Here is a 13,747-nt window from a genome sequence, read left to right on the forward strand (position 1 = left end):
GGAGCATGCCTATGCTGCTTACCCTGGCAGATGCTGCCGAGCCCTGCGATACCCTGAGCGAACTGCACAGCGACGCCCAGACGGTTTACTGGCTGTCTCGCTGCCCGCAAACGGGCGACATGCAGCTTTGGCAGTGGCGAGCTAACAGCAATAAGCCGCCGCACTGTGTAATAGAAGAAGCGGTGGGTAGCCGCGTGAACCAGTACGGCGGTGGCAGCTACACGCCACTGCTAGGGGGCGTCGTATGGGTGCGCCAGCACGACCAAGCCATCATGCAGCTCGGCTGCCACGGTACAAGCTACTGCTGGCAACAGCGCCCGCAAACCGCCTACGGTGGGCTGTGCGCCGACCCTAAGCGCCAGCGTGTATTAGCGGTTGAGGAAGATGTCCACGGTCAGCGGCTGGTCGCCGTCACTGATAGCGATCGGCAGGTATTGGCAAAAGGTGCCGACTTCTACGGCGCGCCGATAATAAGCGACGATGGTAACTATCTAGCGTGGGTGAGCTGGTCACTGCCTTATATGCCGTGGCAGCGTAGTCAGTTGCACTTCGCAAACATCGCAGCCGACGGTACGCTTCAAGCCTTTGAAAGCTGGGACTTCGGCGCAGCGATTAGTCAGCCACAGTTTGGCCCACATAACGCGTTGATCTGCATCAGCGATCACACTGGCTGGTGGCAACCCTGGCAGGTTAATCTGGCCTCCCCCATCTGCCTGAGCAGCGCCCCTGTTGATCACGTCACCACGCCATGGCAGCTCGGTGAGCGCCAGCACGCTTGGCGAGACAATCGGCAGGTTTACTGCCAACTACACCAGGGTGCAGCGCAGCTATACCGCCGTACCGGCGAGCAGGTGGAAGCACTGCTACCCGACCCCGGCCGAGTGGCAAGCATCACGCTGGCACAACACGGCGATTACGCCATAGTGCAAAGCGCCACCAGCGGCGCCCAGCTTATACGGTTCAACGAAAATGGCTCACGCAGATACTTAGTGGGTAACATCGTGGGTAACGCAAACTCAGTGGATAGCGCAAACTCAACGGGTAGCGTAATCGCAAAAGCACCTGCCACCGCCCAGTGGGTTGAAGCGCCGGTTGGTAATGAAGGCGAAACGGTTCACGGCTTTTTCTACTCAGCCTCAGCTAGCCCCGCTGCACCGCTGATTGTGCGCGTTCACGGCGGACCAACCGCCGCCACCTACCCCATCTACGATCCGCTGGTGGCCTATTGGCAGCAGCAGGGCTTTCACGTTTTAGATATCAACCCCCGTGGCAGCGGCAACTTTGGTCGCCGCTACCGTGAATGTTTAGCCGGCCAGTGGGGCGTCAGCGATACCGAGGATGTGATTGCACTGGTAAACGCCGTTTGCGCACGCTTTGCGATTGACACAGCGCGCTGCTTTATTCGCGGCCAAAGCGCGGGCGGCTTTACTGCCCTCAATGCCCTAGCGGCCACACCGCTATTTGCTGCGGCCACCAGCCTGTACGGGGTCACCAATGCGCTCACCCTAGCGGCACAAACCCACCGCTTTGAGTCCGGCTATCTGGGCTGGCTAATCGGCGATGACGCCCTGCTAGCTCAGCGCAGCCCTGCCTATAAGATTAGCCTGTGCACAAGACCTATTCAGGCGCTGTTTATTCAGGGTGGTAAAGACGCCGTAGTAGTACCGGAGCAGACACACGCCATGGCGCGACATATTGAGCAGCATGGTGGCGAAGCACAAACGCTGCTGTTTGATAACGAACGCCACGGCATTCGCCATCCTAGCGCTCGCCAAACCATGCTGGCCCGCGAGCTGGCCTTTTATCAGCATTTTTAATTACGTTTTCAACAACATTTCTAATCGCACGTACATCAACAGCGTGCTTTATACCCCGCGACAGCACCAAGGTCGTAGCGCAACAACCCCCTAAGGTGCTTAAGATAATGGTTAATAACTATAAACGAGACCGCCCCATGACATCGCCGCTCACGCAACTACGTAAGTTTGTCGCTCCTGAAATTATTTTTGGCGACGGTGCACGCCACGCTGCAGGCAACTATGTCACCACCTTCGGCGCAGAAAAGGTGCTACTGGTCTCCGACCCCGGCGTGCTGCTGGCGGGTTGGGTCGCCGATATTGAAGCCAAGTTGCTGGAAGCCAACATTGCCGTTGAGCGCTTTACCGCCGTATCGCCCAATCCACGGGTCGATGAGATTATGGCCGGTGCCGAGATTTACCGTGAAACCGGCTGCAAAGCGATTGTGGCCGTGGGCGGCGGCAGCCCCATGGACTGCGCCAAAGGCATTGGCATTGTCACCGCCCACGGCGGCCACATTCTTGATTTTGAGGGAGTTGATACGATTCGCGTGCCCATTCCGCCGCTGATCTTTATTCCCTCAACGGCGGGCACCTCGGCGGATATTTCCCAGTTTGCGATTATTTCCGACCAGCAGCGACGCATGAAATTCTCAATCATCAGCAAGGCCGTGGTGCCGGATGTATCGCTGATCGATCCTGAGGTCACCATGACCATGTCGCCCTATCTCACCGCGTGTACTGGAATCGACGCGCTGGTGCATGCTATCGAAGCGTTTGTTTCAACCGGCAGCGGCCCTCTCACCGATGCCCACGCCTTAGAGGCCATGCGCTTAATTAGCAGCCATCTCGAAGCACTAGTGGCTAACCCAACCGATGGCGAGCTGCGTGCCCAAGTAATGCTGGGCAGCATGCAAGCAGGGCTGGCGTTTTCTAATGCGATTTTAGGCGCAGTACATGCGATGTCCCATAGCTTGGGGGGCTTCTTAGATTTACCCCACGGCCTGTGTAACGCCATGCTGTTAGAGCATGTGGTGGCTTATAACTACGAAGCCGCTCCGGATCGTTTTAAACGAGTTGCCGACGCCGTTGGCATCGACTGCCGAGGGCTAACACAGCAACAGGTTAAACAGGCGCTATTTACGTACTTAGTCGATTTAAAGCATGCGGTTGGACTGGGCGGGACCCTTGGCGTAATGGGCGTCTCACGCAGCGATGTGCCATTTCTCACCAACCATGCGCTGGGCGATCCCTGCATTCTGACTAACCCTCGTCGCTCCAACTCACGTGACGTGGCAGTGGTCTACGAAGAGGCACTATGAAAAAAGCCAGCGACCCTTCGGGCTTTTCGGTCAGCGACCTGCTCGGGCTAGGCCAGCAGTCGGCGCGTAAAAGCTACTACCGCGAGCTTTCCGTGCGTTTAGAAGAGCTGGAGGTTGAGCGCAACCGCTACAAGTGGCTATTTGAAAACGCGCTACACGGAATTTTCCAGGCGTCACTTTCCGGCAAGCTGCGCGCCGCCAACCCAGCGCTTGCCGCTATGCTCGATGATAGTAGCGTGGCGCATACGCTCGAACGCTGCGCGCGCTTTGATGCGCTATTTGTTAACACGTCTACAGGGCAACAGCTGCGCGACCTGCTACTCACGCAAGGACACGTCACGGGTCAAACCACCTGGCTGCAAGGTGCCTCCGGTCATCAGGTGCCCGTAGCAATTACACTAATACGTAAGCCCGCCGAGCTTGTCGGGGATGAAGACCTGATCGAAGGGTTTGTAGCGGATATTACCGAGCGCGAGCGAGCGCGACAGCATTTAGAAACCCTCAACGCCCATCTAGAGGCACGCGTCGTTGAACGCACTCAAGCGCTTGAGCGGCTCAACGAGGAGCTTAGAAGCGCCCGTGATGCGGCAGAGTTTGCTAATCAAAGTAAAGACCGCTATCTAGCCGCCGCTAGCCATGACCTGTTGCAACCCATGAATGCTGCGCGCTTACTGGTGGCCTCGCTACAGGAGCGGCTGACCGATAGCGAGAATCTGGCTTTGGTTGAGAGTGTGCAAAACTCACTGGAAGGTGCCGAAGCGATACTTTCCGATCTGCTTGATATCTCCCGCCTGGACCACGGTCAGGTGCAACCTCAGCTACGCCACTTTAAGCTCGACGATATCCTCAGCAACTTGGCTGATGAATTTACCCCGGTGGCACAACGTAAAGGGCTAACGTTGCACTATGTGCCTTCTCATCAAGCGGTGACCAGCGACCCTTATCTACTCAGCCGCATTGTGCGCAACTTTCTGGCTAACGCCTGCCGCTATACCCAGCGTGGCGGGATCTGCCTAGGTGTCCGCCGCCATAGTGACGATAGCCTGGCCGTGCAGGTGGTTGATAGCGGTATTGGTATTCCCGAAAGTGACTACCAGCTTATTTTTCGCGAGTTTCATCAACTCAATGCCACCCGCGCCCGTGATCGCCAGGGTGTGGGCTTAGGGCTTGCCATTGTGGAGCGAATTAGCCAACGCCTTGAGCACCCCCTCTCGGTGCGCTCTGCACCCGGCCAAGGCTCCTGCTTTGCTATTACGGTGCCCCGTGCCAATGGCATTTCCTTTAGCCAAGCCCCAGCCCCCAGCGCGCCGCTCTCCGCTGACGATGAGTTTGAAGGGCTGCGCGTGCTGATCCTGGATAATGAGCCAACAATTTTGCAAGGCATGGCGCTGCTGTTAAGTGAATGGAAAATCAGTTGCGATACTGCCCTGGATGTCGATACCGCTAAAGCCTGCCAGGAGGCACCGGATATGCTGTTAGTTGACCTGCATCTAGATGATAACGTCACTGGCCTAGAGGCTATTCGCCAACTTCGTCAGCACTGGCACGACCCGCACTTGCCAGCGGCTATTCTCAGTGCCGACCGCTCTGACCACTGGCAGAGGCGGCTGCGTCATGCAGGCGTTCCGCAGTTAAACAAGCCGGTACGCCCCGGCAAACTGCGCGCGCTGCTGCGTAGCCTGCTCAGTGGCTAAGCTCAGTGGCTAAGCTCAGTTTCCAACAAGCCTGTATCTCCCTGCCTAATGGGGTGCAGGGAGTGCTAGCCTACGCGCCCCAGTTAACCCGCGCTCATGTCAGCATCGCCATTGCGGCAGGCTATTTGGATGAGCCACCCGCTCTGCCTGGGCTGGCCCACCTGTTAGAGCACGTGCTGACCACAGCGCCGCTGGAAGCCTCTTCTAACATCAGCCTGCTCACTTGGTTTGCCCAGCACCAGGGCAGCCTGAATGCCCATACTGATGACTACATCACTGATGTGCACTTCTCGATACCAGCAAACAAACTAGAAGCAGCGGCGCTCACCGTTGCCCGTCAGCTCGCTAGGCCACCGCTGCCCTTATCGACTATTCGCGCTGAAGTGGCGGCGATCGATGCCGAGTGGAACGCCCGTCAGAACAGCGCCCAAATGCAACGTCTGGATGCCCTCGCGGCACTTGCTGACCCACAGCATGTTGGTGCAGGCTGCCGCCATGGCAACGCGCAAACCCTAGGCAGTGACACGGCGCTGCTACTTGAAGCGCTCACCACGCTTCATCACGCCTATTACCATGGCGGCCGCGTTAGCATCGCCATTATCAGCCCCTGGGAGATGGTAGACATGACGCGCCTTGCCCAACACATGGCCGCGCGGTTTAGTCCATCACCACCCAACGCTCCTTCGCTTGCCATTGCGCCCCGTTGGAGCCGCCAGCTCAGCGCGAAGGTAGCCAGTACGGGCAATACCGTTGAGCTACTGTGGCCGTTGCCATCGGCCATTGCACGTCATCAGCTTATCGCCCTTAGCGGCTTAGCTGATTCGGTACAGCAAGGCTATTTTGTAGAACAATTTCCTGATTCGATTACCGACTACCGCGCAACTCTGGCCCCTAGCGGGGCGACAGACGCCTTTAGCTTACTGTTAAGTGGCACTGCGAAACAGGAGCAGGTGAAAGCCCTTGCGGCTGCTCTAAGTGAGCGCTTAGCAACCTTCTTCACAACCCTGCCCGGGACAACACCTAACGATCACGACACTATTTGGCAGCCACCCGCTGATACGGTGCAGTTAGCCCCTGCTTGGTTTACCCACGCCCGCCGCCAAGCGCTTGCTCGTCGTTTCGCTACGCCGCCCTCTGAACATCAAGCTGCCCCAAGCCCATTCGCCGCTGGCAACGCCCGTTGGCTAATCGGTAACGCGCCTACACCGGCTTCACCGGCTTCACCTCGCGCTGTTGATGCTTCCCCAACGCCTTTACCCACCGTGCAGTGTTGGTGCGGTCAGTACGCTGTTGATGAGGATTTCGGTGCACTTGCCGATAACGCCTGGGCGGCCTGCTTTGTGCCGGGGGCAATGATTGTACCCAGCCCGCTCACCGCTCAGAGTCTGGCGCTTCAGGGCATTGTCTTCAAGCAAGAGAGCTCGCCCCATGGTAGTTGGGTAATAGTGATCGGTAGTCAAGCCAATCACGCTATGGTGGCGCTATTAGAAAAAGCCACATTAGCCGCCCCCAACGCTCATGAAGGGCTGCTGGCCCAGCAATTGGTTCAGCGCTTAGCGCCGCTGCCAGCCACGCCTGCGCTATGGGTTTCCCATGGCACAGAGGTCGCTGTCGTTTGCAACGCACTAGCGAATTTGGCGAGCCGCATTGAAAAACACACGGTGCAGGCTTCTCTCGCCGACTTACCATCCAGCACCGCCATCATGCGGACACTGAGCCTACCGGGCACTTCCAGCCAGCGATTGCTATTGGCACTTGCAGAGCAGCATCACAGCGCGGCTTTTTTTCAGCAGGCACGCTACAACCATCACTTGGGCTATGTGGCGGCAGTTCGCAGGGGCGACGGCGCGCCTTGCTCACTTGGCTATGTCGTACAAACCAGCAAAGATGCTGGCTCGGCAGGGATGAAACAGATAGAGGAAAGACTAATAGCAATCACCGATGCCCTCTGGAAAACGTCTAATGGCGTTCTGCAGACGTACCTGCCAACGCTAACACCGCCTGAAACGCCACTGGCTGCGCTGATTCTCCAGTGGCAAAGCCTCTTGGCAGGTACTAATCAACCACTGCATCGGCTTGGGCAGCAAAGCCTCCATTCACAGGCGCTTGGCGACTTACTTACCCAAATAAACAACGTTGGCCGCTGGCAAACCCACTGGCTGGATAGCGCTGGTCACTATCAATTTAACGAGTCAGCGATTGAGGAACTGGGAAAAATCGATATCGTTGGCGGATAAAATCGCTTGTACACGACTGGTTACCCCCAGCTTGCGTAAAATCGCCGACACGTGGGCTTTCACCGTGGTTTCCGCAATATTGAGATGATAAGCAATCATCTTGTTAGATTCACCGCGGGTCATGTGCTCTAACACTTGTAGCTGCTTGCGGGTCAACAGGCGCAGTTGTTCTGCGGTAAAGCCTTGATCCTGATGGCGACGTTTACGAATACTGTCCGGCGCGCGCATGGCATCAGCAGGTAGAAAGATATTGCCTTCCAGCACCTGGGCAATGGCGTGACGCATCTGGTCACGGGGCAATGATTTGGTAATAAACCCCGCCGCACCGCAGGAAACCGCCTGCAGAATAATCTGTTTATCCTCTTCCGCAGAGACAATCACTACCGGAATCGTCGGTTGCTCATTACGCAGCTGCAAAAGCCCCGTTAACCCATTCATGCCAGGCATATTTAAATCTAGCAGTATTAAATCAATATCCGCATCTTGCTGAGCATGTGCGAGGGCCGTATCAAAGTCTTCTACCTCGATAACCTCAGCATCTGGGTAAGCTTCGCGGATCACCCGTGCTATCGCATCGCGTACCAGGGGATGATCGTCGGCAATCAAAAATTTATACGTCGCTGTCATTATTATGGTTGCCTATGGTTTAGCTAAATCCCGCTTACTATGTCCTTTATGACACTCTACTAAGTCATCCCTGCTAAGTCATCACTACCGAGTCATCACTACCGAGTCATCACTACCGAGTCATCTCTACTGGGTCATCCACCTTGCTTGAAGCAACTTCCCACCACCAAGCGGAGTTAGGCTATTATTCGACGCCTTTCTGCTTAAAGGTGCTAGCGAATTCGATCAGCGATTGAGTCAACCAAACGAGGGCGGGGTCGTTGGCATACAGCCCGTGTTGAATCAGCGTCATATTAAGTGCAGGTAACTCTTTAGGTGGCACGACAATACGCACTGGCAGCATCGTGACAAATCGCTTAGCCATTTGGCGTGGCAGCGTCATGATCGCATTAGTGAGCGCAACGACCCGCGCTGCCGCAATATAATTTAAGTTCTTTGAAATCACCCGCCGTGTTAAGCCGTGCTGCACTAAGCAACTATCGATATTACTTGGCCTTAAACCGGTGATATCCGTCAGTGCTACATGCGGTTCACGGGCAAACTGGTGAAGCTCCAGTGCATCGCCTACCTGGTTATTATCCGTTGCCGCTAAACAAACCAATGCCTCATCCATCCAAGCATGCTGGATGACCCCACTGGGCAGCGCGCTTTGGCTATCCAGCCCGACCACCATATCCACTTGTCGCTGCTCCAGGCCCTCACTCAGTACGTTAGGAGTAATCAGCTCAATGGAAAAGCTGATATCCGGCGCGTAAGTCAGCAATTGGCTAAGAAAAGTCGGGTACATGACCTCTTCAAAATAATCCGTGGTAGCCAGGGTAAAATGCCGCGCACTGGTGGCTGGTAAAAAGTTGGTCGGCGGGGTGAGTCCTTCTTGCAACATGGCCAGCGCCTGCTGCACCACGGGCAATAGCGCCAGCGCACGAGGCGTTGGCTGCAGCCCCGTGTTTGTCCGTATTAATAATGGATCTTCCAGCGCATCCCGCAACCTTTTTAACGCATGGCTAAGCGCTGGCTGGCTTAAATGCAGTTTTTCCGCCGCCCGAGTGACATGGCGTTCACGCATTAGCGCTTCAAATACCAACAGAAGATTTAAATCAAAATGACGAAGCGAACGCATAGCGCCTCACTATTTATTTAACGAATAGTTTCATTCTAAACATTCATTTCATTCATCGCTAAAAATTCCTTATCGTCGCGCTTCTTCTCGCCTAATCCCCCCGATTTATTGTTACTGCACACCATAGGAGTAAACGCTAGGTGACCCCATCTCAGATCATGCCAAGCCTGTTTGGTGATGTTATTTCTACCTTTATGGGCGTGCCGAAGGCCACCGATCCTAAAACGACCGATGCTGAGGTAGTGGTTAGCGGCGTGCCCTTTGATCTGGCGTGCTCTGGACGATCAGGCACCCGCATGGGGCCAAACGCCATTCGTCAAAGCACTGCTAACCTGATCTGGGAGGGCAAACGCTGGCCCTGGGACTTCGCTTTGGAAGATCGGCTAGGGGTATGCGACGCGGGCAACTTAGACTACGCCTACGGCGAGCCGGAAAGCCTAGTCGATAACCTTGAAACCCATGCGATGCGTTGGCTAAAGGCCGGTAAAAAAATGCTCACATTGGGCGGTGACCACTATATCAGCCTACCCCTGCTACGCGCTCATGCTCGGGTGCATGGCCCACTGGCACTGATCCATTTTGATGCCCATACCGACACCTATGAGCAAGGCACGCGTTTTGACCATGGCACTATTTTTCACCATGCCTTAAAAGAGGGGTTAGTAGTGCCGGAGCACTCGCTACAAATTGGTATTCGCACCAGCTACGACCGCCATAACCACCCTTATGAAGTGCTAGATGCTGGCTGGGTAAATGAACACGGCCCTGCCGCTGTCCTGGAACGCATCCGTGCCCGTGTTGGCTATCATCCGGCTTATATCAGCCTGGACATTGATGGCTTAGACCCTGCCTACGCGCCAGGAACCGGGACACCGGTATGTGGCGGCATGTCTACCGACCTAATGCTAAAAGTGATCCGCGGCATGGTCGGCATGGAGTTAATTGGCATGGATGTGGTTGAAGTAAACCCCGCTTACGACCATGGCGATATCACGTCACTCGCTGCAGCCACCCTGGGGCTAGAGTTTTTATATACGCTGGCCGCGTCTAAATAGCCTTTTAGCCCCTGCAAGTACCCGCCCACTACTGAGCAAAACGTAGCTATCCCAGCAAGGCGTAACTATCCCAGCAAGGCGTAACGTTTTGGTTACGCCTTGCGACGAAGTGTTAATGACCAAAGTGATAATGGCGATTTTCTGCGCAGCGCATAATATATAGAATAACAATATAACTAAAAAATATATATTAGACTTCTCTTCAGGAGTTAACCATGCATAAGCCACTATTGCTGAACCGTCGAGAGCTACTGAAAGTAGGTACTGGACTAGGGATCAGCAGCCTTCTTCCTTTTAGCGCAGTCTCTGCTAATACCCTACAAACCCAGGCTCACATCGTCATTCTTGGCGGCGGCGCGGCGGGCATGGCAATGGCTAATCGACTAGCCACACGGCTCGAAGGAGGAACCATTACACTGGTTGAACCGCGCAGCACACACCATTATCAACCAGGCTGGACACTGGTTGCCTCGGGCGTTTGGCAGCCTGATAAAACCATGCGCCCTAATGCTCAGTTTGTGCCGCGAGGAGTGAAGTGGGTGCGCGAATACGCAGCCAGCATTGATGCCGATAATAAACGAGTCGGCCTTGCCAATGGTGCAACACTAGACTACGAATACCTAGTGGTGGCTACGGGCATTCAACTCAACTATCACCTGATCGAAGGCATGTCGCCATCGTTAGTAGGTCAACATGGAATTGGCAGTGTCTACGCCAGCATTGAGGGTGCTACGCGCACCAATCAAGCTATTCAGACATGGTTAGATAGCGGCCAGGGCAAAGGCATTTTTACCGCGGCCCCCACGCCGGTTAAGTGTGCTGGCGCACCGCTTAAAATGACCTTTACGACGTTAAGTCGCTTGGAAGCTTCGGGGCGGCGCGACGCCTTTGAGGTAGACTTTATGGCACCTGGCGACGCCCTGTTTTCTCAGCCTTGGGTTAATGAATTCGTTAAACAGCGCTTTGACGAGCAAGGTGTCAATAGGCGGCATCACTATCGCCTTTCCGCCATTGATCCTCAGGCCAAGCAGGCTGAGTTCACCTTTGTTGGCCCTGACAGCGAATTCACCTCGCATCACCAGCTTCGCGAAGCTGAGTTCAGACGCGATAACCAACCCACGGTGATTGCGGACTATGATTTTATTCACGTAGTGCCGCCGATGAGTGCTCACGACTTCGTCAAGCAGAGTGCGCTTATCGCTCAAGACGGCCCATTCAGAGGCGAATGGTTAGATGTCGACATCTACACCATGCAGCACAACCGCTATCCCGAAGTGTTTGGTATTGGCGATGTCATCGGCGCACCGATTAATAAAACGGCTGCTAGCGTTAAGGCCCAAGCGCCTGTAGTAGAAGCCAACCTGATTGCTGTCATGCAAGGAAACCCGCTACCCGCCCGTCATACCGGCTACACCTCATGCCCCATGATTACCGGCATTGGCAAGGCTATGCTGGTGGAGTTTGGTTATGAAGACAACTTCGCCTTTATGCCGTCTTTCCCGTTTATTGATCCTACTGACGAGTCTTGGGTTACCTGGGTAATGAAAGATCGCATGCTTCAACCCGCTTATTACGCCGTTCTTGAAGGCCAAGCTTAAGGAGCACCATTATGACCCTTACCGGCATCATTACGATTTTAATGTACGCGCTCGCCCCCTTCATTTGGCTAATGTTAGCAGCCGCTGTGATTATCGTTGGCCTACACCTTTTCGCTTATCTGCGTGGCTACCAAATCACCCATCACCGTAGCGTGCTTGCTCTACTATTGGCCGGACTGGTCGGGCTAACAGCCTTTGTTTGGGTGCCCTGGTTTACTCACTCTACGCTGGATTACGTCGCGACAGTGGTTGACTGGGTGGCGTTGACAAGCGCCGCAATCGCAACCTTTATTGTTGCCTTGATAGTCTTACACCCTTTGAGCTATTTAATCAGTGATCGGCGTACAGATTGAGCATTCCAATGTGACTCAGCCCACGCGTACGTGGGCTGAGTCAAAACCGCCGGTGACACCATTTATAATGTGAGTGAAGGCTAATACTCTTCACGCACCAGCGTCGCATCAAAAGACACATCAATACCCATGGTATTGCTGTGATCATGCTCTTCTGTCATCGACGCCACATAGGCAAGCGACGTTGCAACACGCCCTTTTACCCGACCGGTGTCACCATCGATTTCCAGCAGCGCTATCTCAATAGGCACGTCTTGTTCAGTGCCATAGTGGGGCAACATTCCGCTTTCTGGAAAGTAGCTCACTGAGGCATCACCCGTGTCACCATTCATCACTATAAAGCTAATGCTCAGCGTGCCTTGGGTTTCAAATCGCGGTTCTCTATGCCCTTGGACAGTGACATTCACCATGCCCGGCATCAGCTCAGAAAAATTAGCTGTTGAGCCTTCTGAGTGAGTAACAATGTGCCACTCTTTAGGCTCGCCATCCAACGTACCGCTGATCTCGTCCGCAACGACGTGTCCGGCCCCCCACATAAGCCCACCCAGGAGTAGTGAGCTCATTCCCAAGCGTTGTTGTTTTGTCATTTTAGCTCCCCCATACGTTTCGCTCGCTAACCGTAGAGGTGCTTCCCTGCACCTCTATTAGCTTAGCCCTGAGAAATTAGCTTAGCCCTGAGAAGCCGCTAGCGCTTGGTCAATGTCTGCCAGCAAATCATCGATATGCTCAATGCCAATCGATAAGCGCACCATATCCGGCGTGACGCCAGCAGCCTTTAACTCCTGCTCGTTTAATTGGCGGTGGGTGGTAGATGCTGGAATCGAAGAGCAGCTCTTGGCGTCGCCGATATTAACCAAACGCAGAATCAGCGCCAGAGCATCGTAGAAGCGCTCACCTGCGGCCTGGCCGCCTTCAATGCCAAAGCTAAGAATCCCCGAGGCATGGCCGTTCATATAGCGCTTAGCTAATGCATGGTCAGGGTGGTTTTCCAAACCTGCGTAGTGCACCCAGGTGACTAACGGATGGCTTTCCAAATGCTTGGCAACGGCTAACGCATTGGCACAAATGCGTTCAATCCGCAGCGACAGCGTTTCCAGCCCCTGCAGCAGGTTCCAGGCCGCTTGAGCCGAAAGCGCCGCGCCCATGTTGCGTAGCGGTACCACGCGAGCACGGGCAATAAAGGCGGCGTCGCCCACATCGCGAGTATAGCTAACGCCGTGATAGGAGATATCCGGCTCGTTTAGTAGCGGGAAACGGCTGGCATTTTCCGCCCAAGGGAACTTACCTGAGTCGACAATCACACCACCGACAGTAGTGCCGTGGCCACCAATATATTTGGTGGCCGAGTGAACGACAATATCTGCTCCGTGTTCGATGGGGCGACATAGAAACGGCGTTGCGGTGGTGTTATCCACAATCACCGGCACCCCATGACGGTGGGCTGCGTCAGCCAACTTTTGCAGGTCTACCACGCCACCAGATGGGTTACCGATACTCTCGCAAAACACTGCTTTGGTACGCTCGTCAATCAGCGCTTCAAGGCCGTCGATATCATCTTTATCGGCAAACCTGACTTGAATGCCTTGGCGTGGCAAGGTGTGGGCAAACAAGTTGTACGTGCCGCCATACAGCTCACTAATCGAGACAATATTATCGCCCGCTTCAGCAATGGTTTGGATCGCATAGGTAATCGCAGCCATCCCAGAGGCCACTGCCAACCCCGCAATGCCGCCTTCCAATGCGGCCACCCGCTGCTCCAGTACGGCGCAGGTTGGGTTCATAATGCGCGAGTAAATATTTCCTTCCACTTTTAGATCAAACAGATCCGCTGCGTGCTGGGCGTTATCAAATGAGAATGACGTGGTCTGATGGATCGGCACAGCAACAGCATTTTGTGAATCAGGCGCATAGCCATGGTGAAGAGCAATGGTTTCAGGCTTCATAA

The 13,747-nt window shown here is 54.8% G+C and carries 11 protein-coding genes; 7 read left to right on the forward strand and 4 right to left on the reverse strand.

Going from position 1 to position 13,747, the window contains the following annotated elements; genetic code table 11:
- Positions 1 to 11: 11 nt before the first annotated feature.
- The 4 genes from K1Y77_RS14435 to K1Y77_RS14450 all read left to right on the forward strand — a co-directional run bounded on the left by K1Y77_RS14435 (position 12) and on the right by K1Y77_RS14450 (position 7,049).
- Complete coding sequence (locus K1Y77_RS14435; RefSeq protein WP_264429155.1) at positions 12 to 1,817, forward strand: alpha/beta hydrolase family protein; 1,806 nt, start codon at positions 12 to 14, stop codon at positions 1,815 to 1,817.
- 137 nt (positions 1,818 to 1,954) lie between these two features.
- On the forward strand, positions 1,955 to 3,118 hold the full coding sequence (gene ercA, locus K1Y77_RS14440; protein ID WP_030070705.1) for an alcohol dehydrogenase-like regulatory protein ErcA: 1,164 nt from the start codon (positions 1,955 to 1,957) through the stop codon (positions 3,116 to 3,118).
- Positions 3,115 to 4,812 (forward strand): PAS domain-containing hybrid sensor histidine kinase/response regulator, encoded by a 1,698-nt coding sequence (locus tag K1Y77_RS14445; RefSeq protein WP_264429157.1) that lies wholly within the window; start codon positions 3,115 to 3,117, stop codon positions 4,810 to 4,812. The genes ercA and K1Y77_RS14445 overlap by 4 nt, the downstream gene beginning before the upstream one ends.
- 5 nt (positions 4,813 to 4,817) lie before the next feature.
- Positions 4,818 to 7,049: an insulinase family protein gene (locus tag K1Y77_RS14450; protein WP_264429160.1), complete on the forward strand. Its 2,232-nt coding sequence runs from the start codon at positions 4,818 to 4,820 to the stop codon at positions 7,047 to 7,049.
- On the opposite strand, the gene K1Y77_RS14455 is transcribed toward K1Y77_RS14450, so the two are convergent.
- A complete protein-coding gene (locus K1Y77_RS14455) occupies positions 7,005 to 7,676 on the reverse strand; it encodes a response regulator (RefSeq protein WP_030070712.1) in 672 nt (223 codons plus the stop codon). The genes K1Y77_RS14450 and K1Y77_RS14455 overlap by 45 nt on opposite strands.
- 184 nt (positions 7,677 to 7,860) lie before the next feature.
- Positions 7,861 to 8,796 (reverse strand): LysR family transcriptional regulator, encoded by a 936-nt coding sequence (locus K1Y77_RS14460; RefSeq protein WP_264429162.1) that lies wholly within the window; start codon positions 8,794 to 8,796, stop codon positions 7,861 to 7,863.
- A 158-nt stretch (positions 8,797 to 8,954) separates the two neighbouring features.
- Here K1Y77_RS14460 and speB point away from each other — a divergent pair, with 158 nt between their 5' ends.
- From speB to K1Y77_RS14475, 3 genes are all read left to right on the forward strand, one after another.
- Positions 8,955 to 9,851, forward strand: a complete 897-nt coding sequence (speB, locus tag K1Y77_RS14465) for an agmatinase (protein WP_264431509.1) — start codon at positions 8,955 to 8,957, stop codon at positions 9,849 to 9,851.
- A gap of 215 nt (positions 9,852 to 10,066) precedes the next feature.
- Positions 10,067 to 11,449, forward strand: a complete 1,383-nt coding sequence (locus K1Y77_RS14470; RefSeq protein ID WP_264429164.1) for an NAD(P)/FAD-dependent oxidoreductase — start codon at positions 10,067 to 10,069, stop codon at positions 11,447 to 11,449.
- A gap of 11 nt (positions 11,450 to 11,460) precedes the next feature.
- Positions 11,461 to 11,802 carry a DUF5368 family protein gene (locus K1Y77_RS14475; RefSeq protein ID WP_264429166.1) on the forward strand — a complete coding sequence of 114 codons (342 nt, stop codon included), beginning with the start codon at positions 11,461 to 11,463 and terminating at the stop codon, positions 11,800 to 11,802.
- A gap of 80 nt (positions 11,803 to 11,882) precedes the next feature.
- Here K1Y77_RS14475 and K1Y77_RS14480 read toward each other — a convergent pair whose 3' ends face one another.
- Complete coding sequence (locus K1Y77_RS14480) at positions 11,883 to 12,389, reverse strand: hypothetical protein (RefSeq protein WP_264429168.1); 507 nt, start codon at positions 12,387 to 12,389, stop codon at positions 11,883 to 11,885.
- 81 nt (positions 12,390 to 12,470) lie between these two features.
- Positions 12,471 to 13,745, reverse strand: a complete 1,275-nt coding sequence (locus K1Y77_RS14485) for an O-acetylhomoserine aminocarboxypropyltransferase/cysteine synthase family protein (protein ID WP_264429170.1) — start codon at positions 13,743 to 13,745, stop codon at positions 12,471 to 12,473.
- Positions 13,746 to 13,747 lie beyond the last annotated feature (2 nt).

The organism is Halomonas qaidamensis (genome assembly GCF_025917315.1).
Lineage (GTDB): Bacteria > Pseudomonadota > Gammaproteobacteria > Pseudomonadales > Halomonadaceae > Vreelandella > Vreelandella qaidamensis.